Below are 20,197 nucleotides of genomic sequence, written 5' to 3'. Positions count from 1 at the left end.
TCCACCCCCGGCGAAGGCAGCGCGGGCTTACTGGTCCGACAACGGCAGAATCCCGTCGACGCCGCTGACCCGGGCGATGGAACGCATCTGAGCAGGTATGTTAACAAACTCGACGCCACCACCGTGATCCCGCTGGATCCGGGTCCAGTGAATCAGCAGGGCAACCCCGGCACTGTCCGCCCGCGTCACGCCCGCCAAGTCAACCGTGACGGTACCTGCGACCGGCAGATGCTCGGCCGCCTCCTGCCACAGCAACCTCGCCGTGGCGAACCCGAGCTCACCCTCCAGACGCAGCCCGCCATCGACCCGGCTCAGCCGTCCCGCACTCACAGATCCGTCTCTCCCCGGCGGTTGCGCTCACGCAACCGCTCGATCAGCCCGTCCATGCCGTTGCGCCGGATCTCGCTGTTGAACGTGTCGCGATAGTTGGTAACCAGGCTGATCCCCTCGACGACAACATCGTAGACCTGCCAGCCATGTTCATCGTGCTTGCGGAACTGGTAGGTCAGCGGAATCGCCGGGCCGTCGCGCTGGTGGACTTCCATCTGCATGGACGCCCGCCCCCGCTCCTCGTCGACCCGCTCAGAACGGAAACGCACCTCCTCGCCGTTGTACTCCAGCAGGGGCTGGGAATAGGTGCGCACGAGCAGGGTCCTGAGTTCCTCCGTGAACTGCTCGCGCTGCTCCTCGGTGGCATCGTTCCAGTGGCGCCCCAGCGCAAACCGGGTGATGAGCTGGAAGTTGAAATAGGGCAGCACATCCTCACGGACCACGCCGTAGACGTACTCCGGGCTCTCGGAGAGGTCGCCGTCGTAGCTGCGCAGCTTCTCCAGTACCGTGCCGGTGGTGTCACGCACGATCTGCTCCGGGCTCTTGTGATCCGCCAATGCGGTGACCGGAAGCAGCAACAGCAACGCTGTAAGGAACAGAATTCCGCGCCAGGCGCGCATCATCTCAGTCATCGCTGTCTCCCATCTGGTACAGGAACTGGCCGATCAGGCGCTCGAGCACCAGCGCGGACTGGGTCAGCGTGATCTCGTCCCCATCCTGAAGATAGAAATCCAGACCACCGGGATCCAGAGCGATGTACTGCTCACCCAGAAGCCCGGAGGTGTAGATGCTGGCGCTGGTGTCCTCGGGCAACTGATAGGTGTCGTCGATGCGCACGCGCACCACCGCCTCGTAAGTGTTGGCGTCCAGGCCAACCTCGGCCACACGGCCAACCCGCACGCCGCCGACGGTCACCGGCGCCCGGGCCCGCAGCCCACCGATGTTCTCGAACCGCAGCTCCACCTCGTAACCCTCGCGGGCGTCGAAGAACTGCACGTTGCTGACCTGCATGGCGAGACCGAACAGCGCGGCAAAACCCAGCGCCACGAAAACGCCTACCCAGATCTCGATGAGTCGTCTGTTCCTTCCCATGCCGGCTCCCGGTACCAGGCGAATCGCCTGCCTTGTTATGCAAACATCAGCGCAGTGAGCACGAAATCAAGCCCGAGGACGGCCAGCGAGGTGTGCACCACGGCACGCGTGGTGGCCCGGCTGACGCCCGCGGACGTGGGCTCGGCATCATAGCCTTCGAACACGGCGATCCAGCTTGCCACGAAGCCGAACGCCAGGCTCTTGATGACGCCGTTGAGAATGTCTTCGCGGAAGTCCACCGCGTCCTGCATCTGCCCCCAGAATGCGCCAGCGTCGACCGCCAGCAGACCCACGCCGATGACGTATGACCCAAAGATGGCAAGAAAACTGAAAATCGCCGCCAGAAGGGGCATGGCAATGAAGCCGGCCAGCAGCCGCGGCGCGATGATCCGCCGCATCGGGTCCACCGCCATCATCTCCATGCCGGAGAGCTGCTCGGTGCTCTTCATGAGCCCGATCTCCGCCGCCAGCGCGGAACCGGCGCGGCCGGCGAAAAGCAGCGCGGTCACCACCGGGCCGAGCTCTCTCACGATGGACAGCGCCACCAGAACGCCCAGTGACTGCTCGGCGCCGAAGTTAACCAGCGTGGTGTGGCCCTGGAGGCCCAACACCAGCCCCACGAAGACCCCGGAGACCACGATGATCACCAGAGACAGCACGCCCACCGAGTAGATCTGCTGCACCACCAGCCCCGGCCGCAACACGAGAGACGGCACGGCGGCGAGCGCACGCAGCAGAAACAGAAAAGCGCGACCGAGGCGCTCGGCGATCCCCAGCGTTCTTGCACCGATGCGCTGCAGGAGATCGGTCATGATGCGCGCCGGCTCCCCGCGTCGCCCAGCAGGTCATCATCAAAGCCCACCGCGGCGGGATAATGAAATGGGACCGGCCCGTCCGGCAGGCCATGCATGAACTGCCGCACCCACTCGGATTCTGAGGCATACAGTGCTTCCGGCGTGCCGGACTCGACGATCCGGCCACCGGACAGCACGTGAATGCGATCGGCGATGCGCGCCGTCTCGGCCACGTCGTGCGAGACGATGATGCTGGTCAGGTTCAGACTATCATTGAGCCGTCGGATGAGGTCCACCAGCACGCCCATGGAAATGGGGTCCTGCCCGGTGAAGGGTTCATCGTACATCACCATGGTCGGATCGAGAGCGATGGCACGGGCCAGGGCAACGCGCCGGGCCATACCACCGGAGAGCTGAGCCGGCATCAGGTCGCGCGCACCGCGCAGCCCCACTGCCTGGAGCTTGAGAAGCACCAGGTCACGGACCAGGGTCTCCGGCAGATCGGTGTGCTCGTGCAGGGGAAAGGCGACGTTGTCGAATACGTTGAGATCGGTGAACAGCGCGCCGCTCTGGAACAGCATGCCCATGCGGCGGCGGAGGACATAGAGGTCGCCCAGAGACAGGGCGTGGACGTTCTCACCGTCTACATGCACGGTGCCGCTGGCGGGCTGCAGCTGGCCGCCGATGAGTTTCAGCAGCGTGGTCTTGCCGGTGCCGCTCGGCCCCATGATGGCCGTGACCTCGCCGCGCCGGATGCGCAGATCCACCCCGTCGAACAGCACACGCTCTCCCCGGGCGAAATGGAGGTCCCGGATCTCGACGAGCACGTCACCTGCAGCAGTTGGATCGGCCATAGACTCGGGTCCGGCGCGCGATGGGCTTGAAGCGGGTCGAGTATCCGGCAAGCCCCACGGAGAGTCAATGACCGAGCGGTCAGCCCTGCGGACTGGTATCATCGCCGCGGTTTCGTCCGCATCAAGGATCCGTCCATGCAGGCCCTGCTCCCCTGGCTGACGCTCGTCGCCGGCTTTATCGTGCTCGCCTGGAGCGCGGACCGCCTCGTGGGCGGCGCCTCGGCACTGGCACTGCACCTGGGGCTGGCGCCGCTGCTGGTCGGGCTTTTCATCATTGGCTTCGGCACTTCAACCCCGGAACTGCTTGTCTCCGCGCTCGCCGCCCTGGACGGCGAACCGGAACTGGCACTGGGGAATGCGGTCGGTTCCAATATCGCCAACGTCGGCCTGATTCTCGGGCTGACCCTGGCAGTCTTCCCGCTGGCGCGTCAGCATGCCGGCCAAGGCGCGACCGTCACTCTGCTAGCGCTGGCGACCACGGTCACACTGTTGCTGATTGCCGACCTGTATCTGGGTCGTCTCGAGGGCGCGGCGCTGATGACCGGCCTGCTTGGCAGCTTCGCCTGGCTGCTCTACACCAGCCGGCGCGGCGCCCCGGCCGTGGGCGTGGAGCCAGAGGCGCCCGCCATGTCCCGCCTGCGCAGCGCAGCCACCATCGCGGTCGCGCTGCTGCTCCTGCTGGCCAGCGCACGGGTCCTCGTGTGGGCGGCAGTCCTGCTGGCAGAGCGCGCCGGCATCAGTGAACTGGTGATCGGCCTCAGCATTGTCGCGGTCGGCACCAGCCTACCGGAGCTCGCCACGGCCATTGCCGCCGCACGCCGACGGGAGTTGGGGCTGCTCTATGGCAACCTGATCGGCTCCAACCTGTTCAACCTGCTGGCCGTGCTCGGCCTGGCGGCGATCATCAGCCCATTTGCCCTGTCACCGGAGGTGCTCCTGCGCGACGGCTTTCTGATGGCCCTGCTGACCATCCCGCTCATCCTGCTCGCCACGGGACGGATGACCGGCGCCCGCCTCATCGGGGTCGCCATGGTCACGCTCTACGCCGGCTACCAGGGGGCACTCTATCTATGGTGACCTGCGCAAAGGCATACTACGAAGATTGAAGACGGAGCCTCACACGCGATGAATGCAAACACGGACCAGGTGACCAGCCAGGTCACGGACGAGCGCCTGCAGGCGCTCGGCCGCGCGGTTCTGGAAACGGAGGCAGCGGCGATTGCCGATCTGCTGCCGCGGGTCAACGGCAACTTCGTCCGCGCCTGCCACTACATGCTCGGCTGCGAGGGGCGCATCGTCGTCCTGGGCATGGGCAAGTCCGGGCATATCGCCGGCAAGCTCGCCGCCACCCTGGCGAGCACCGGGTCACCGGCGTTCTTCGTCCACCCCGGCGAGGCCAGCCACGGCGACCTCGGCATGATCACGCCGCGGGACGTGGTGCTGGCATTGTCGAACTCCGGCGAGACGGACGAGATCATTACCATCCTGCCGCTGATCAAGCGCCTCGGGGTGCCGCTGATCACCATGACCGGCAAGCCGCAGTCCACCCTGGCGCAGGCGGCATCGGTGAACATTCACGTGGGCGTGGAGCAGGAAGCCTGCCCCCTGAATCTGGCGCCCACATCGAGCACCACCGCAGCCCTGGCCATGGGGGACGCGCTGGCGGTCTCGCTGCTGGAAGCGCGCGGCTTCACCCGTGAGGACTTCGCCCGCTCCCACCCCGGCGGCAAGCTGGGACGACGCCTGCTGCTGCTCATCGACGACATCATGCACAAGGACGACGGCGTGCCACAGGTGCCGCCCACGGCATCGGTTCGCGACGCGCTGGTGGAAGTCAGCCGCAAGGGGCTGGGCATGACCACCGTCATGGACGACAGTCAGCGGCTGGTGGGCATATTCACCGACGGCGACCTGCGCCGCAGCCTGGACCAGGGCATCGACCTGCACCAGACGGCCGTTGCCGACGTGATGACCCGCCAGTGCAAGACCATCCAAGCTGGCAGCCTTGCCGCCGAGGCACTCCAGACCATGGAAGAGCACAAGATCAACGCGGTCATCGTTCTCGATAACGAAGACCGCGTGGTCGGCGCACTGAACATGCACGACCTGTTGCGCGCGGGGGTGGTCTGATGATGGCTCCTCCCTCCCTGGCACCAGAACTGGATGATGCCCTGCGAGAGCGCGCCGCGGGCATCCGCCTGCTCGCCCTGGATGTGGACGGGGTGCTCACGGACGGCACCGTCTACTACGGCGCCGAGGGCGAGACCCTCAAAGCCTTCAACATCATGGATGGCCTCGGCCTGCGCCTGTTGGAGCGTGCGGGCATTCACACCGCCATCATCAGCGCCCGCCAGTCCGCACCGCTGCAGCGTCGCGCGGACGATCTGGGGATTGGCTTCACTTACTTCGGCCAACACGACAAGCCCGCGGCGTGGGCGTCACTGCTGGAGCGCACCGGGCTGCCGCCCGCCCAGGCCGCATTCGCCGGAGACGACCTAATCGACCTGGGGGTGCTGCGCCGCGCCGGCCTGGCATTCGCCGTAGCCAACGCTCATCCGGCGGTCCAGGCGACCGCCCATTACGTGACACGCCGGGGCGGCGGCCACGGCGCGGTCCGCGAGATGGCCGAGCTGTTGCTGGCGGCGCGCGGCGCGCTGGACGGGATGATCTCGGATTATGCTTCCGGATAAGCGCTGGACGTTCCGCATCGTCGCCGTGATCCTGCTGGTCGCGGTGGGCTGGTGGGTCCTCGACGAGGATACCCACGAGCCACTGGAGGTGGATCCGGAGGACGCCGAACAGCGACCGGACTACTTCATGGAAACGTTTACCATGCATGCCACCAGTGACGAGGGCACACCGACCTACCAGGTCGTCTCGCCGCGCATGGAACACTTCCAGGGCCGGGACCTCTGGCTGATGGACCGCCCGGAGATCACCTACTTCGTCGAGTCCGGCGAACCGTGGCATCTGCGCGCGGAACGTGGCCGGGCCACGAACAACGTCGAGAACGTCCACCTTCAGGGTGAGGTGGAGATTCGGCGCGCCGGCGGCAGCGACAACCTGCCCGCCAACGTGGATACCAGCGAGGTTCACCTGGAACCCGAGCGCCGGTACGCGGAAACGGACCGTCATGCCGTCTACTGGCGCGATGGCGCGCGTATCGAGGGTGTCGGCGTGCGCGCGTATCTCGACCGGGAACTGGTGGAACTGCTGTCCGAGGTGAGAGGTCGTTATGACGTACCCGAGTAACCCTGCAGCCCGCAACAGGAGACAGACGCGGCCGGCACTGCTCCTTGCGGCCCTGCTGTTCCTGCTCGGCATTGGCAGCGCCCAGGCCGAGCCCATCGACCTGGACGCGGACAACGCCGAGATCGACAACGCCCGCGGCGTCAGCGTGTACACCGGCAACGTGGTGCTCACCCGCGGCCCGAGGCGCATTACCGGGGACCGCATGACCGTCCACCTGCGGGAAGATGACGGTGGCAACCAGGCCCTGGACCATGTGGTGGTGGAAGGTGAACCCGCCGTCTACAACCAGCGCGGTGGCGATGACCGCCGCGCCATCGAGGCCGAAGCGCCGCGCATGGAGTACTACGCCACCGGGCCCGAACGGGTCATCCTGCTGGAGGGCGCGCGGCTGACCCAGGGGCGGAACACGTTCACCGGCGAGCGCATCGAGTATGAAGTGGTTGCCGACCTGGTGCATGCACGGGGTGAGCCCGAGACCGGACGTCGCGTGCAGATCCGGCTGTTCCCCGACGACGAGGACAACGGAGACGACGAGTGAGCCTGCTGCGCACCGAGAACCTGGTGAAGACCTACCGCCGCAAGACCGTCGTCCACGGCGCATCACTGGAAGTCTCCAGCGGCGAGGTGGTCGGGCTGCTCGGCCCCAACGGCGCAGGCAAGACCACATGCTTCTACATGGTGGTCGGCCTGGTACAGGCCGACGGCGGGCGCATCGAGCTGGACGGCAACGACATCACCGACCTGCCCATGCACATACGTGCCCGCCGCGGCGTCGGGTATCTGCCCCAGGAAGCATCGATCTTCCGCAAGCTCACCGTAATGGACAACCTGCTGGCCATCCTCGAGACCCGCCCCGAACTGAATCGCAAGCAGCGCCGGGAGCGCGCCCGGGAGCTGCTGGACGAATTCAACGTCGGCCACCTCCACGACCAGAACGGCATCAGTCTCTCCGGCGGCGAACGCCGGCGTGTCGAGATCGCCCGGGCACTGGCCGCCAACCCGCAGTTCATCCTGCTGGACGAGCCCTTTGCCGGCGTCGACCCGATCTCCGTGCTCGATATCCAGGAAATCATCCGCCACCTGGCGGACCGGGAGATCGGCGTGCTGATCACCGACCACAACGTGCGCGAGACGCTCGGCATCTGCCAGCGCGCCTACATCCTTGCCCAGGGCGAGGTCATCGCTCGCGGCAGTTCGGAGGAAGTCCTGGCGAACAGGCAGGTCCGCGAGGTGTACCTGGGTGAACACTTCCGCCTGTGACCACGCTCCGTAGCACTTTCGCTCAGCCCACGCAAGTATCGGGCCAATGTTCTAACCAGCGACAGAGTCAGTTACGATAGGGTTATCAACCCACTCGTATGCAGGCCTGGCCTGACCCGCGGCCCGAGGGGCGGCAGGAGAGAGGCATCGCCAATGAAACAGTCGCTGCAGCTACGTCTCGGTCAGCAGCTCACCATGACGCCGCAGCTCCAGCAGGCCATCAAGCTGCTGCAGCTGTCGACCCTGGAGCTGCGCACGGAAATCCAGCAGGCGCTGGATTCCAACCTGATGCTGGAGCCCGCCGACGAGCTTGACGAGGGCGACGAGGCGGTCACCGAAACCGACCGCAGCGATGACGGTAACGACGCCGGCTCCGAGCAGCACGACGGGGAAGCCGCGACCAGCGACGGCGAGTCCGCCGGCAGCGACACCACGGACACCGACACCGCGCCGGACGTGGCCGACACGGTGGACGATCACGACGGCGCCGAAGACAAGTCAGCCAGCGACCAGAGCGACATCCCAGACGACCTGCCCCTGGACTCCGACTGGAACGACATCTACGACGGCAGCACCGCATACAGCGCCCCCGGCGGGGACGATGAGCAGCGCGAGGCGTGGGAGAATCGCACCGCCGGCGATGGCGGCGGCCTGCATGACCACCTGTTGTGGCAGGCACAACTCTCCCATTTCAGTGAGCGCGACATGGCCATCGCCGAGGCCATCATCGACGGCGTGCGCGACGACGGCTACCTCGGCGTCACCGTGGACGAGATCTGCGAATCGGTGACCGACGGCGACGAACCGGTCGAACCTGACGAGGTGGAGGCCGTCCGCCACCTGATCCAGCGGTTCGACCCCCTGGGCGTGGCCTCCCTGGACCCGCGCGAAGCACTGCTGGTGCAGCTGGAACAGTTCCCGGACGACACCCCCTGGCTCGCCGAAGCGCGTCTGCTGGTGGACAAGCACCTGGACCTCCTCGGCAGCCGCCAGCTCGGGCCTCTCACCCGCAAGCTCAAGGTCACCCAGGAAGAGTTCGGCCAGGTGCTGGAGTTGGTCCGCACCCTGGACCCTCGGCCCGGCTCCCAGATCGGCACGCCCACAGCCGAGTACGTGGTCCCCGACGTCTATGTGCGCAAGGAGCGCGGTGCCTGGCGGGTGGAGCTCAACCCCGAGGCGTCACCGAAGATCCGCGTCAACAGTTACTACGCGGGCCTGGTCCGGCGCGGCGACCAGGGCAACGACAATGCCACCATGCGTCAGCATCTGCAGGAGGCGCGCTGGTTCATCAAGAGCCTGAAGAGCCGCAACGAGACTCTCCTTAAGGTCGCGACCTGCATCGTCAATCACCAGCAGGAATTCCTGGAGCAGGGCGAGGAAGCCATGAAGCCGCTGGTGCTGCGCGAGGTGGCGGAAGAGGTGGAGATGCACGAGTCCACCATCTCCCGGATCACCACGCAGAAGTACATGTACACGCCGCGCGGCACGTTCGAGTTCAAGTACTTCTTCTCCAGCCACGTGCATACCGTGGATGGACAGGAGTGCTCGGCGACCTCTATCCGCGCCCGGATTCGCCGGCTGATCGCCGAAGAGGACGCCCGCAAGCCCCTCAGTGACAGCAAACTGGCCGAAATCCTGAAAAATGAAGGAATCGATGTGGCGCGAAGGACAGTGGCAAAGTATCGTGAATCCATGTCCATTGCCTCGTCGAACGAACGAAAAAGGATTGCCTGAGGCAACAAGGGGTTCGCCGTTTCCGGCTCTCATTCGGGAGGAGTCTCTATGCAGATCGACATCACCGGGCACCATGTGGATCTCACTGAAGCACTGCGCGACTACGTGCATTCCAAGATGGACAAGCTGGAGCGCCACTTCGACAACGTGGTGAACGTCCACGTGATTCTGACGGTGGAGAAGCTGCGTCAGAAGGCGGAGGCCACCATGCTGCTCAGCGGCGCCAAGCTCTACGCTGATGCCAGCGCCGAAGACATGTATGCTGCCATCGACGGACTGATCGACAAGCTCGACCGGCAGGTGAAGAAGCACAAGGAGAAGGTCACTGACCACCGGCGCAACGAAGGCGCCCAGGCCAAGGCCCAGGGAGAGGGTGACGAGGACTGAACAGCGCGGAGCGGCGGTCGCCAGCGAGGGACCGCCGCCGACTTCCGAATCCGCAGACACGACCCTGCGTGGACAAGCATGATCAAGATTGCCGACCTAATCACACCGGAGCGCATCGCCTGCGACATCCAGGTGACCAGCAAGAAGCGGGGCCTGGAACTCCTCAGCGATATGGTGGCCGACTCCGACTCCGCCCTGCCGGCCAACGCCATCTTCGACAAGCTGATCAGCCGCGAGAAACTCGGCAGTACCGGGCTCGGTCACGGCGTCGCCTTGCCCCACGCCCGCATGGACGGCAATGACTCGGCCACCGCCGCCTTCATCCGCACCAGCGAGGCCATCGATTTCGACGCCTTCGACAACGAACCCGTCGATCTCCTGTTCGCCTTGGTTGTACCCGAGCACTTCACCGACGAACACCTCCAGATTCTCGCCCGGCTCGCCGAAATGTTCAGCGACCAGCCCCTGTGCCGTAGGCTCCGCGACGCCCGCGATGCCGATGCCGTCTATGAGCTGCTCAGGGACTGGGAGGCCACCCAGGGGAGCACATGAGTGATCGCGTGACCGGTGACACGGGCACCACCGTTCCCGGGGTGCTGGTCAGCGTGAATGGCTGCGGGCTCCTCATCACAGGCGAAAGCGGTACCGGCAAGAGTGACACGGCATTGCGACTGCTGGAGCGCGGACACCGGCTGATCGCCGACGATGCCGTCACCCTGTCCGTGGAAGACGGGGTGCTGTATGGCCGGGCTCCCTCTGCACTGGCGGGCTGGCTGGAAATCCGCGGCCTCGGCCCCCAGCCTGTCACCACCCTGTTCGGCAGCCACACCGTGGCGGAGCGCGCGCCCGTGGACCGGGTGATCCGGCTGACGTCGCCCCGGTCGTGGGCCGACTGGCCGCGGCTGGCACCCACCGTCGACGACACCCTGCTCCTCGGCCGGACCGTACCACGCATCACACTGCCCGTATCTCCGGAACGTCCACTGGCATTGCTGGTCGAAGTCGTCGCCCGGCTACACGCTGGCGATCAACTGACAGGAGGTACGGTATGAGCGAACACACCCGCCTGATTATCGTCAGCGGGTTGTCCGGTTCCGGCAAAACTGTGGCGCTCCATACACTGGAAGACAGCGGCTGCTACTGCATCGACAACCTGCCCGTGACCATGCTGTCGTCCTTCGGCGAGCACATCACCAGCCTGGAACCGGGCACGGCCAATCACTATGCCGTCGGCGTCGACGCCCGCAACCGCATGACGGACCTCGAGGCGTTCTCCGGCATACTCGCCGAGCTGGAGACCGTCACCGGGATCCGCCCGGAGATCCTGTTCCTCACCGCCGACGACGACACACTGATCAAGCGGTTCTCGGAGACCCGCCGCCGGCATCCCCTGAGTACCGGCGACATCCCGTTGGCCGACGCCATCGACCGGGAGCGCCGGCTGCTGGTGCCCATCCAGTCGCGCGCGGATCTGGTCATCGACACCACGGCGACTACGCTGCACCAGCTGCGGGAGCTCGTGCGCGAGCGGCTCATCGGCCACTCCCGGCAACTGTCGCTGCTGTTCCAGTCGTTCGGCTTCAAGCACGGTGTTCCCAGTGATGCGGATTTCGTGTTCGACGTGCGCGTGCTCCCCAACCCGCACTGGGAGCCGCATCTGCGCCCGCTGACGGGGCTGGACGCCGCGGTGGCGGGGTACCTGTCGTCCCACGGCGAGGTGGAGACGATGTTCGCGGACATCCGCGACTACCTGGAGCGCTGGATTCCCGCCTTCAAGCGCGAGAACCGCAGCTACCTGACAGTGGCCATCGGCTGCACCGGCGGGCAACACCGCTCCGTCTACCTGAGCGACCGGCTGGCGACACACTTCCGGGACGGGACCCAGGACGTCAGCGTGAGACACCGGGAGCTGTCATGAGCGTCGGCATCCTGCTGGTTACCCACAACCGCATCGGCTGGGAGCTTCTGGAGACCGCCAAGGAGACCCTCGGCTTCTGCCCGCTGCAGACGCAGACCCTGGATGTGCTCCAGGACATGGATCCGGCGGAGATGATGCGTCGCGCGCGGGAGATGGTCGATGAACTGGACGACGGCGACGGCGTGCTGGTGCTCACCGACGCCTACGGCTCGACCCCAAGCAACGTGGCGGCCAGTCTTGCCGGCGACCAGCGCATCACCGTGGTGGCCGGCGTCAACCTGCCGATGCTGCTGCGCATCTTCAATTACCCGGGCCTGCGCCTGACGGAACTGGCCGACAAGGCGCTCACGGGCGGGCAGGACGGTGTCCTGCTGGTGGAACGGTTCAGAACAAGAAAGGAGCAGTAGACGCGTGCCAACCCGCGACGTCACGATCATCAACAAGCTCGGCCTGCACGCCCGCGCGGCGGCGAAGTTCGTCGCCATGGCAGGGCGTTATCAGGCCGGAATTCAGGTTCACCGCGACGGCAAGACCGTCAACGGCAAGAGCATCATGGGCATGATGATGCTGGCCGCCGGGCGGGGAACGACGCTCACGCTGGAGGCCGACGGCGAGGATGCCTCCGACGCCCTGGACGCACTGGAGACGCTGATCAACGCGCGCTTCGAGGAGGCGGAATAGGCAACATGGCACGGTGCCTCCCGTCCATGCGGTGATACACTGAAGGCAACGGGCCATGCCCGGTTTCGAGTTGCCGGCGGCGTCCCGCGTGCCGGCAGGACCAAGGGAGGGGGTGCCCATGAAGGTCAAGCAACTTATCGAAGCCTGGGAGACATCAGCCGGTGAACGCCGCACGGTGGCAACCTACGCAGTCCACCTGCCCATCCACGATGCAGCCAAACTCGCCGCCCTGCGGGAGATGTACCCCGGACGGTCGGAACAGGACCTGATCACGGATCTCCTCTCTGCTGCGCTGGACGATCTGGAGGCCGGTTTCCCCTATATCCAGGGCAAGCAGGTCATTGCCGAGGACGACCAGGGCGATCCGATCTACGAGGACGCGGGCACGACACCACGCTTCAACGCCCTCACCCGCAAGCACCTGGAGCGACTGCAGCGCAAGCAGGGTTCGTCCTGACCGCGGGGGCCGGGCGGCGGCGGACTACCGCCCCGCCACCATGACGTCGTCCAGCAGGATCGATCCGGTTCGGATGGCGCCACGGGTGTCCGTATCCGAGCCCACCGCACGCAGAGTACGGAACATGTCCTTCAGATTGCCCGCAACGGTAATCTCCTCCACGGGCTGGTCGAGCTGCCCGTTCCTGACGAGAAAGCCCGCGGCCCCGCGGGAGTAGTCGCCGGTCACGGTATTGGCGCCCTGCCCCATGAGTTCGGTGACCACCAGGCCGTCGCCCATTTCCCGCAGCAGGCCGTCGAAATCCAGCGAACCCGGCTGGACCGTGAGGTTGTGCACGCCCCCGGCGTTGCCGGTGGTGGCCATGCCCAGCTTGCGCGCAGAGTAGCTGTCGAGCACGTATCCGCGCAGCACGCCTGCCTCCACCAGTGTGCGGTCGGCGGTTGCCACCCCCTCGCCGTCGAACGCCGCGCTGCCCAGCGCCCTGGGCAGATGCGGGTATTCGGCCATGGTGACGTGCTCCGGGAAAATCTGTTCGCCAAGGTGGTTGAGCAGGAACGACGAGTTGCGATAGAGCGCACTGCCCTGCACGGCACCGAGAAAATGCGCGATCAACCCGCGCGCGGTCTCGGGGACGTAGAGCACCGGCATCCGCCCGGTCTCCGCCTGGGTGCTGCCGAGGCGGCGCACCGCCCGCTCGGCGGCACGCCGGCCCACCGCGGCGGCCTCTTCCAGCGCCCCGGGCTCCCGGGCCACGGTATACCAGTAATCGCGCTGCATGCCGACCCCTTCTCCGGCGACGACCACACAGTTCAGGCCGTGGCGGGTCCCGGTGACGCTGCCGAGAAACCCGTGCGAGTTGCCATACACCCGCAGCGAACGACCGGTGCTGACGCCGGCGCCTTCGGAGTTGCTGATGCGCGGATCGGCATCCAGGGCAGCGGCTTCGCAGGTCAGCGCCAGCTCGATGGCATCATCCGCGCTCAGGCCCCAGGGATGATCGAGATCCAGATCCGGCAGCTCTGTGGCCATCCGCTCCGGGTCGGCCAGCCCCTGCGCCGGGTCGTCGGAGGTGTACCGGGCGATGCTGCAGGCGGCGGCGACCGTGTCGCGCACGGAGTCGGCGGAGAAGTCGCTGGAGCTGGCGGTGCCCTGCCGGTGGCCGAAGTAGACGGCCACGGCAATGGCCCGATCGCGCTCATGCTCCAGGGTCTCCACTTCGCCGCGGCGCACGTGCACGGACAGCCCGGTACCCACGCTCACCGACGCCTCGGCACCGGTGGCCCCCTGCTTGCTGGCCTCGGCCAGCACCTGCTCGACGATGCGCTCCAGATCGGCTTCCGAGGGGAGCGCGGCGCTGGCGGTCACGGTTGGTGATGTCATCGTATGTGTTCCTTGCCATCTGGGGCGCCGGACCGGTTGCCCCGGTTGCGGACACGCCTGCGAGTCCATCCCTGTAGGCTCGTCATCGGCCGTCCATGGCCGATGACGGTCCGCAACCGGGGCAACCGGTCCGGCGCGATAGGCGATTGACCTGCGATTCGCTGATTCCTGGTACCGTCAGGCTTCGGTTCCGCCGACGGTCAGGGCGTCCACTTTCAGTGTTGGCTGCCCGACGCCCACGGGGACGCTCTGGCCCTCCTTCCCGCAGACGCCGATGCCGGTATCCAGTTTCAGGTCGTGGCCGACCATGCTCACCTGCTTCAGCACCTCGGGGCCGTTACCAATCAGCGTCGCCCCCTTGACCGGCCGGGTGACCCGGCCATTCTCGATCAGATACGCCTCGTTCGCCGAGAACACGAACCGGCCCGAGGTGATGTCTACCTGGCCGCCGCCGAAGTTGACGGCATAGATGCCGTCCTGGACGGATCGGATGATCTCCTCCGGATCGTGGGGCCCGGCAAGCATGTAGGTGTTGGTCATGCGCGGCATGGGCAGGTGCGCGTAGGACTCGCGCCGGCCGTTGCCCGTGGGCTGCATGCCCATGAGGCGGGCGTTCATGCGGTCCTGCATGTAACCGGCGAGGCTGCCGTTCTCGATCAGCACGGTGCTCTCGGTGGGCACGCCCTCGTCATCGACGTTGAGCGAACCGCGCCGGCCCGGCAGGGTGCCATCGTCCACCACGGTGCAGTACTCGGAGGCCACCTGCTCGCCGATGCGGCCAGCGAAGGCCGATGTACCCTTGCGGTTGAAGTCCCCCTCGAGGCCGTGCCCCACGGCCTCGTGAAGCAGCACGCCCGGCCAGCCGGGCCCGAGCACCACGGGCATGGTGCCCGCAGGCGCGTCCACCGCCTCCAGATTGACCAGCGCCAGGCGGACGGCTTCCCGGGCATAGGCCAGCGCCTGGCCCTGATCCACGAACACGCTGTAGCCGTGCCGGCCACCGCCGCCAGCGCTGCCGTTCTCGCGCCGGCCCTTGTGTTCCACCAGCACGGAGACGTTCAGACGAACCAGCGGCCGCACGTCGGCCGTGAGCCGGCCCTCGTGGTCGGCGACGAGAACGGTGTCCTGCAACCCGGAGAGGCTGACCATGACCTGCTCCACCCGCGAATCCTGACGCCGCGCCTCGGCCTCCACGCGGCGCAGCAGATCGACCTTGTCCGCGTCACTCATGGACTCGAGGGGGCTGTCCGGTTGATAGAGATTGAGACCGGTCCCCCGGCGCCAAGCCTGCACCCGACGCTCGTGGCCGGAGCGCGCAATGGCGCGGGCGGCACCGGAGGCTTCCAGCAGCGCGGGCAGCACGATCTCATCGGAGTAGGCAAAGCCGGTCTTCTCGCCGGCAATGGCGCGGACCCCAACCCCCTGATCAATGCTGTGGCTGCCGCGCTTGACCAGGCCATCTTCCAGCATCCAGGTCTCGTGCCGGGTCGCCTGGAAGTAGAGGTCGGCGGCATCAACCCCCGGCCCCATCAGGCGGCCGAACACGTCGTCCAGGGCTGCATCGCCGAGTCCGGCGGGCTCCAGCAGGCGCTCGGTCGCAATCGACAGCGTCTGTTCCATAGTGATCTCAGGCCTCGTTGTTTGCTGCCTTGGCAGCGGTGGATCCGGCCGCCGGAGCCTGTACGGCATCCGCACAGCTGAGTCGGCGATGGCGCAGAGACGGGAAGCGCGTGCGGACGTCGGCGAGGCGCTGGCGGTCCAGCGCCCCGAGCACGACACCCGAGCCCCGCGCCAGGCTGTCCTGGATGCGCCCCCAGGGGTCGACGATCAGGGAGTCGCCGTGGGTTTCACGCCCGTTGACGTGATAGCCACCCTGGCCGGACGCGATGATGTGGCACTGGTTCTCGATGGCGCGCGCCTGCAGCAGCGGCCGCCAGTGCGCTTCCCCGGTGCGGGCGGTGAACGCGGAGGGCAGCACGAAGAACTCGGCGCCCCGGTCCACCATGGCCCGGAACTGCTCGGGGAATCGCAGATCGTAACAGACGGCAACCCCCATACAACCGAACGGCGTCCCCACCGTCACCACCTGTTCCCCGGGCTCGAAGGTGGCGGATTCCCGGTAGGCCGACTCGCCGTCCACGTCCACGTCGAATAGGTGCAGCTTGTCGTAGCGGGCAACCCGCTCGCCGCGATCGTCGTAGACCAGACAGGCAGCCCGGACACGACGGGGGTCGTCACCGCGCATGGGAATGGTGCCCGCCACCAGCCAGACGCCGTGCCGGCGCGCCAGACCGGCGAAACAGTCCTGGATGGGGCCGCCCGCATCGGTTTCCACGTGGTTGAGCTTGGCGAACTCATCCATGCCCATGATCGCGACGTTCTCGGGCAGAACCACGAACTCGGCACCGGCCTCTGCGGCCATTCCGACCAGGCGCGTTGCCTCGTGGAGGTTGCCTTCCACCAGCGGGCCGGACGCCATCTGCACGGCCGCCACACGCGTACCGGAGTGTAGACTGTTATTCGTCATCACGCCGCTCCTCCCCGTTTCCTGCATTGTACGCCGGACGGGCGGGAGTCGTCTCTTCAACCACGCATCAGTTGGCGTTACCGGGTGCGACCCCGGGCTCCAGCGGCGCGGCAGCCGGTTGCTGAACCCGCCGCACGGGCTCGATCACCGGGTCGGCCCACGGGCCGGTGACCTGATACCGCAGTTGTGCGACGCGATCCACCCCGCCGCTGAACACCTGCTGCGCCAGCAGCATGGCTGCCGCCCCCGGGGGGCCGCCGAACACCCCGCCGAGAATGGGCAGCGTCGCGGAGGCACGCGGCGTTACCGTGACCAGCTGATCGTACGTGCGCTCCTTCAGGTCGAGGGGCCCGGTGGCTTCGACCCGGGCCGCCGGGCCGTCCATGGCGAGCATCCCGGGGGTGGCAATGCCGTCCTCGATGAGAAACTCGCCGTCGATGCGATCAAAGGCGAACCCCTCGTCAAAGACATCGCCGAAGTTGAACATGAGCCGGCGCGGCAGGTTGGCGACACTGAGCAATCCGAACACCCGGCCGGCACCCGGTTCGACCTGGGTCAGATGGCCGTCACGCAGACGCAGGGAGACATCGCCGGATAATGTCTCGAGATCCAGGGGCATTGGCACAGAGCGGGCATGCAGGTCGAAACTCGCCCGGCCGCTGCCCCCGCGGATGATATCCTGGTAACCAAGGCCGGACATGAGCCCGCCCATGTCGTCGCTGCGCACATCAATGGCCAGCTCCGTGCGGTGGCCCGGGTCCCGGAACCAGCCTGCCGTGCCGGTGAGGGTATGGTGCTCGCCACGCAGGAGGACGTTGTTGAGGCGATAGCCGCTGTCGTCCGGGCCGCCCAGAAGCTGCAGGCTGCCCAGCAGGCGGCCGTCCAGCTCCAGCCGGTCGACCTGCGCCCGCAGGCTCGGCAGCGTTGCCGGATCGACGTCGGCGAGCGGTGCGTCGCCGCCCGCCGGCTGTTCGTCACTGGTGTCCGGCTCGTCCGGCACTGGCAGTCGCAGGTGGTCGAGATCCGCCTCCACGGCGAGATTGGGAGACTCGGGCCAGCGCAGCTCGCCGGCAAGGTCTTCCCCTGTCAGCCGAAACAGCCAGCCGGTGACATCACGCTCGCCGCGGATCCGCTGGTGGCGGAAACGCAGCCCGTCACCCAGGTCGAGCGCGCCGACCGTCAGGTCGACAGCATCCAGCTCCGGGCCCTCCTCGTCGCCAGCATCCTCCGGCAGCCAGTGGTCCGCCCACCTGTGCCAGGCAAGCAGATCCAGCGCCGGCAGCAGGCCGTCGACGCGGATGCTGCCCACCGGCGGCAACGGCGCCGTGTTGCCGCCAAAGCGCACTGCCGCGCTCTGCAGCCCCGCCTCGTGGTCGACCGCCATCGCTGCATTGACGTCGTCACCGTAGTCCAGTCGCACGGGCTCAAGGCCCTCGGCGCCGATGCGGAACGACAGCGCCAGCGGCCGTTCGCCCGCCTCGGGCTTCCCCAGCGGCACCGGCATGGCCACACCGATGCCGTTCATCGCCGACGCCATGGCGACATCCACCGCCAGATCCTGCTGCTCGGGGTCGGCGTCGAAGACCGGGAAGCGCACGTCGACCCGCGCGGCACCGGTGCCGGAGAGCAGCCCGCTTCGCCCGGTGAGCGCCGTCTCCAGGCGCTGCGCATCCAGCGCATCCAGCGCCACGGCGAGACGGATGCGATCACTCGCCGTACCAGTATCGTCCGTGCTGACGGCCAGCGTCAGCGGGCCGTCCAGGAAACGCCCGGTGACACCCTCGGCGTGGATGCCGCGTCGGTGGAAGTGCACCTGCCCGTCCAGGCCTTCAATGGCCAGATCCCGGTCGGGCAGTCGCAGCCGACCATCGTTGAGAGTGGCGGTACCGTCGATGGTGACCGGCTCGCCGTCGAACGGGATGACCAGCCCGAGTTCCAGGTCGTGCTGCCCGTCAAGCTGCAGCGCACCCAGCGGCCCGGCAAGCACGTCGCCGCCGGCGGGCATGGTGGAGAGAAAGTCGAAATAGGCGTCGCCGGAACCGAAGAACGCGCCGCCCACCCGCAGCGGGCTGCGCTGGAGGTCATCAATGGAGGCCCGGGCCTCCCGAATCCGCGCGCCGCTGATGACACCATCAGTCGCGTCGATTGCCATGGAGCGCCCCTCGAACTGGAGAGCACCATCCAGTTCGGAGATCTCCGGCCACTCCGGGTGGTAGGCAAGAGTCACGTCGGCCACATCGGCGCGCACGTGGAAGCGTCCGGTGCCATTGTCGAAGGGGAAGTGGTCCGCACGACCGTGGAACACCACGTCCGCGTTGCGGGCGGTGCCGGCGAGAATGCTGCCGTCCAGCCATTCCACCAACGCCGGCATCATGATGGCCACCGGCAGGTAACGCCCGGTATTGGCGGCGTTGCCGGGGCGACCGTCGACACTGGCGCGGATATCGAGGAATGGCGCACTGTCCCACGGCTTGTCGACGCGAACCCGCCCGTGGACTTCACCGTCGTCATTGAGCACCCGCGAGCGGCCCACGTTCACCGTCCAGCCGTCGTCGTTCAGGCTCCAGGCCACCTCGGCGTCCAGCTCGCTGAACGGGATGCGTTCGCGGAAGAGGTAGGGCATGTCGGCCGCGCCGTCCCGGGCAAGCACCAGCAGATTCCCTTCGCGATGCCGGCCATCCGGCTGCGGCAGACCTTCACGGAAACTGGCCCATAGCTCCAGGGAGCCACTGAGCGCGGCGTAGGGCGGCTCTCCGGGACGGCCCAGCATGCGTTCCATCACCCGTGCGTTGACGTCCTGGCCCTCGGCGTACACCTCCACCGGCCCGTCGGTCAGTGGACGGTCGGCGGCAACCGGCCAGTGGACGGCGAAGCGCACGCGGCCGCCCCACCCATCGGGTAGCGCCCCTGCCCCCGCAAGGCGGCGCTGGCCATCAACCTCATCCAGTGCGGCGTTGAGATCGGCGAAGCGGTACCGCTCCTGGTGGACCAGGTCCAGCAGGTCCATGCGCCCATCCCGGACCCGCAGACGGCCGGGCTGCGCCATGAGGACGTCCAGCTCATCAAGGCCGGCGACACCCGGTTCGATACCCACGCCCACGACGCGGAAAGCGCCATCGGAGTCGCGCTGCACCGTGAGCCGAGGCTCCACCAGCACCAGCTCATCCAGGCGCACCATGCGATCCTGCAGCGAGGCCAGCAGATCCAGGCTGACCTCCAGGCGCGGCAGCTGGAGGCTGTCTTCACCGTCGCCAAGGCGCACGCCATCCAGCGTCAGCCGCAGCTCTCTCCACGCCCAGTGCGCCTGCAGCCCCTCGATGCGGATATCCTGACCGACGGCCTCGCCCAGGCGGTTTTCCACCTGGGCCCGGTACTCGGGCAGGTAGTGCACGCCGAGCCGCGCGAGGGCGAACGCCACCGCCAGCAGCACGAGCAGCGCCGCCAGCAGCCCGACGACGACGCGAAAGGTCCGGGTAAGCAGGGTCAGCATGGCGTTCCGCACCGCGCGCATCCCGCGAGCGGCATCGGTGA

Annotated in this window: 23 protein-coding genes; 14 read left to right on the top strand and 9 right to left on the bottom strand. The window is 67.2% G+C overall.

What is annotated here, in order from left to right:
- Positions 1-27 precede the first annotated feature (27 nt).
- The 5 genes from ACNSTU_RS13095 to ACNSTU_RS13075 are packed head-to-tail and all read right to left on the bottom strand — an operon-like array spanning position 28 to position 3,070.
- Positions 28-330 (bottom strand): STAS domain-containing protein, encoded by a 303-nt coding sequence (locus tag ACNSTU_RS13095; RefSeq protein ID WP_290634494.1) that lies wholly within the window; start codon positions 328-330, stop codon positions 28-30.
- Positions 327-962, bottom strand: coding sequence for an MlaC/ttg2D family ABC transporter substrate-binding protein (locus ACNSTU_RS13090; protein WP_290634492.1), 636 nt, complete (start codon positions 960-962; stop codon positions 327-329). Before ACNSTU_RS13090 ends, ACNSTU_RS13095 begins: the two co-directional genes overlap by 4 nt.
- On the bottom strand, positions 955-1,422 hold the full coding sequence (gene mlaD / locus ACNSTU_RS13085) for an outer membrane lipid asymmetry maintenance protein MlaD (RefSeq protein WP_290634490.1): 468 nt from the start codon (positions 1,420-1,422) through the stop codon (positions 955-957). The genes ACNSTU_RS13090 and mlaD overlap by 8 nt, the downstream gene beginning before the upstream one ends.
- A gap of 35 nt (positions 1,423-1,457) precedes the next feature.
- Positions 1,458-2,234, bottom strand: a complete 777-nt coding sequence (mlaE, locus tag ACNSTU_RS13080; RefSeq protein ID WP_290634488.1) for a lipid asymmetry maintenance ABC transporter permease subunit MlaE — start codon at positions 2,232-2,234, stop codon at positions 1,458-1,460.
- The gene (locus ACNSTU_RS13075) at positions 2,231-3,070 is read right to left on the bottom strand and encodes an ABC transporter ATP-binding protein (RefSeq protein ID WP_290634486.1); all 840 of its coding nucleotides are present in this window, start codon (positions 3,068-3,070) and stop codon (positions 2,231-2,233) included. Before ACNSTU_RS13075 ends, mlaE begins: the two co-directional genes overlap by 4 nt.
- Before the next feature lie 135 nt (positions 3,071-3,205).
- On the opposite strand from ACNSTU_RS13075, the gene ACNSTU_RS13070 reads away from it, so the two are divergent.
- The 14 genes from ACNSTU_RS13070 (at position 3,206) to ACNSTU_RS13005 (ending at position 12,759) form a co-directional block, all read left to right on the top strand.
- On the top strand, positions 3,206-4,147 hold the full coding sequence (locus ACNSTU_RS13070; protein ID WP_290634484.1) for a sodium:calcium antiporter: 942 nt from the start codon (positions 3,206-3,208) through the stop codon (positions 4,145-4,147).
- Between the two features lie 48 nt (positions 4,148-4,195).
- Positions 4,196-5,200 carry a KpsF/GutQ family sugar-phosphate isomerase gene (locus ACNSTU_RS13065; RefSeq protein WP_290634482.1) on the top strand — a complete coding sequence of 335 codons (1,005 nt, stop codon included), beginning with the start codon at positions 4,196-4,198 and terminating at the stop codon, positions 5,198-5,200.
- Positions 5,200-5,760, top strand: a complete 561-nt coding sequence (locus tag ACNSTU_RS13060) for a KdsC family phosphatase (RefSeq protein WP_366213904.1) — start codon at positions 5,200-5,202, stop codon at positions 5,758-5,760. The genes ACNSTU_RS13065 and ACNSTU_RS13060 overlap by 1 nt, the downstream gene beginning before the upstream one ends.
- The gene (gene lptC, locus ACNSTU_RS13055) at positions 5,747-6,322 is read left to right on the top strand and encodes an LPS export ABC transporter periplasmic protein LptC (protein WP_290634480.1); all 576 of its coding nucleotides are present in this window, start codon (positions 5,747-5,749) and stop codon (positions 6,320-6,322) included. The genes ACNSTU_RS13060 and lptC overlap by 14 nt, the downstream gene beginning before the upstream one ends.
- Positions 6,306-6,860: a lipopolysaccharide transport periplasmic protein LptA gene (lptA, locus tag ACNSTU_RS13050; protein ID WP_290634478.1), complete on the top strand. Its 555-nt coding sequence runs from the start codon at positions 6,306-6,308 to the stop codon at positions 6,858-6,860. Before lptC ends, lptA begins: the two co-directional genes overlap by 17 nt.
- Entirely contained in the window at positions 6,857-7,582 is a 726-nt protein-coding gene (gene lptB, locus ACNSTU_RS13045; protein ID WP_418212453.1) for an LPS export ABC transporter ATP-binding protein, read from the top strand. Before lptA ends, lptB begins: the two co-directional genes overlap by 4 nt.
- Before the next feature lie 153 nt (positions 7,583-7,735).
- Positions 7,736-9,316, top strand: coding sequence for an RNA polymerase factor sigma-54 (locus tag ACNSTU_RS13040; protein WP_418212452.1), 1,581 nt, complete (start codon positions 7,736-7,738; stop codon positions 9,314-9,316).
- 48 nt (positions 9,317-9,364) lie between these two features.
- Positions 9,365-9,703, top strand: a complete 339-nt coding sequence (gene hpf, locus ACNSTU_RS13035) for a ribosome hibernation-promoting factor, HPF/YfiA family (protein WP_290634472.1) — start codon at positions 9,365-9,367, stop codon at positions 9,701-9,703.
- A gap of 78 nt (positions 9,704-9,781) precedes the next feature.
- Positions 9,782-10,255 (top strand): PTS IIA-like nitrogen regulatory protein PtsN, encoded by a 474-nt coding sequence (ptsN, locus tag ACNSTU_RS13030; RefSeq protein WP_366213900.1) that lies wholly within the window; start codon positions 9,782-9,784, stop codon positions 10,253-10,255.
- The gene (locus ACNSTU_RS13025) at positions 10,252-10,755 is read left to right on the top strand and encodes a hypothetical protein (RefSeq protein ID WP_290634470.1); all 504 of its coding nucleotides are present in this window, start codon (positions 10,252-10,254) and stop codon (positions 10,753-10,755) included. The genes ptsN and ACNSTU_RS13025 overlap by 4 nt, the downstream gene beginning before the upstream one ends.
- Positions 10,752-11,621, top strand: coding sequence for an RNase adapter RapZ (gene rapZ, locus ACNSTU_RS13020; protein WP_290634468.1), 870 nt, complete (start codon positions 10,752-10,754; stop codon positions 11,619-11,621). The genes ACNSTU_RS13025 and rapZ overlap by 4 nt, the downstream gene beginning before the upstream one ends.
- A complete protein-coding gene (locus tag ACNSTU_RS13015) occupies positions 11,618-12,028 on the top strand; it encodes a PTS sugar transporter subunit IIA (RefSeq protein WP_290634466.1) in 411 nt (136 codons plus the stop codon). Before rapZ ends, ACNSTU_RS13015 begins: the two co-directional genes overlap by 4 nt.
- A 4-nt stretch (positions 12,029-12,032) precedes the next feature.
- On the top strand, positions 12,033-12,302 hold the full coding sequence (locus ACNSTU_RS13010; protein WP_290636929.1) for an HPr family phosphocarrier protein: 270 nt from the start codon (positions 12,033-12,035) through the stop codon (positions 12,300-12,302).
- Positions 12,303-12,420: 118 nt separating this feature from the next.
- Entirely contained in the window at positions 12,421-12,759 is a 339-nt protein-coding gene (locus ACNSTU_RS13005; RefSeq protein WP_290636928.1) for a type 1 pili tip component, read from the top strand.
- A gap of 24 nt (positions 12,760-12,783) precedes the next feature.
- On the opposite strand, the gene pmbA is transcribed toward ACNSTU_RS13005, so the two are convergent.
- From pmbA to ACNSTU_RS12985, 4 genes are all read right to left on the bottom strand, one after another.
- A complete protein-coding gene (gene pmbA, locus ACNSTU_RS13000; protein WP_290634460.1) occupies positions 12,784-14,139 on the bottom strand; it encodes a metalloprotease PmbA in 1,356 nt (451 codons plus the stop codon).
- Positions 14,140-14,316: 177 nt separating this feature from the next.
- The gene (tldD, locus tag ACNSTU_RS12995) at positions 14,317-15,759 is read right to left on the bottom strand and encodes a metalloprotease TldD (protein WP_290637786.1); all 1,443 of its coding nucleotides are present in this window, start codon (positions 15,757-15,759) and stop codon (positions 14,317-14,319) included.
- 7 nt (positions 15,760-15,766) lie between these two features.
- Positions 15,767-16,666 (bottom strand): carbon-nitrogen hydrolase family protein, encoded by a 900-nt coding sequence (locus ACNSTU_RS12990; protein ID WP_290637787.1) that lies wholly within the window; start codon positions 16,664-16,666, stop codon positions 15,767-15,769.
- 67 nt (positions 16,667-16,733) lie between these two features.
- Complete coding sequence (locus ACNSTU_RS12985; protein WP_418212451.1) at positions 16,734-20,156, bottom strand: YhdP family protein; 3,423 nt, start codon at positions 20,154-20,156, stop codon at positions 16,734-16,736.
- Positions 20,157-20,197: the final 41 nt, after the last annotated feature.

This window comes from Aquisalimonas sp. APHAB1-3 (assembly GCF_048323695.1).
In the GTDB taxonomy this organism is placed as follows: domain Bacteria; phylum Pseudomonadota; class Gammaproteobacteria; order Nitrococcales; family Aquisalimonadaceae; genus Aquisalimonas.
Note: the sequence above shows the minus strand (reverse complement) of the source record. Positions and strands in the feature narration are given on the sequence as shown.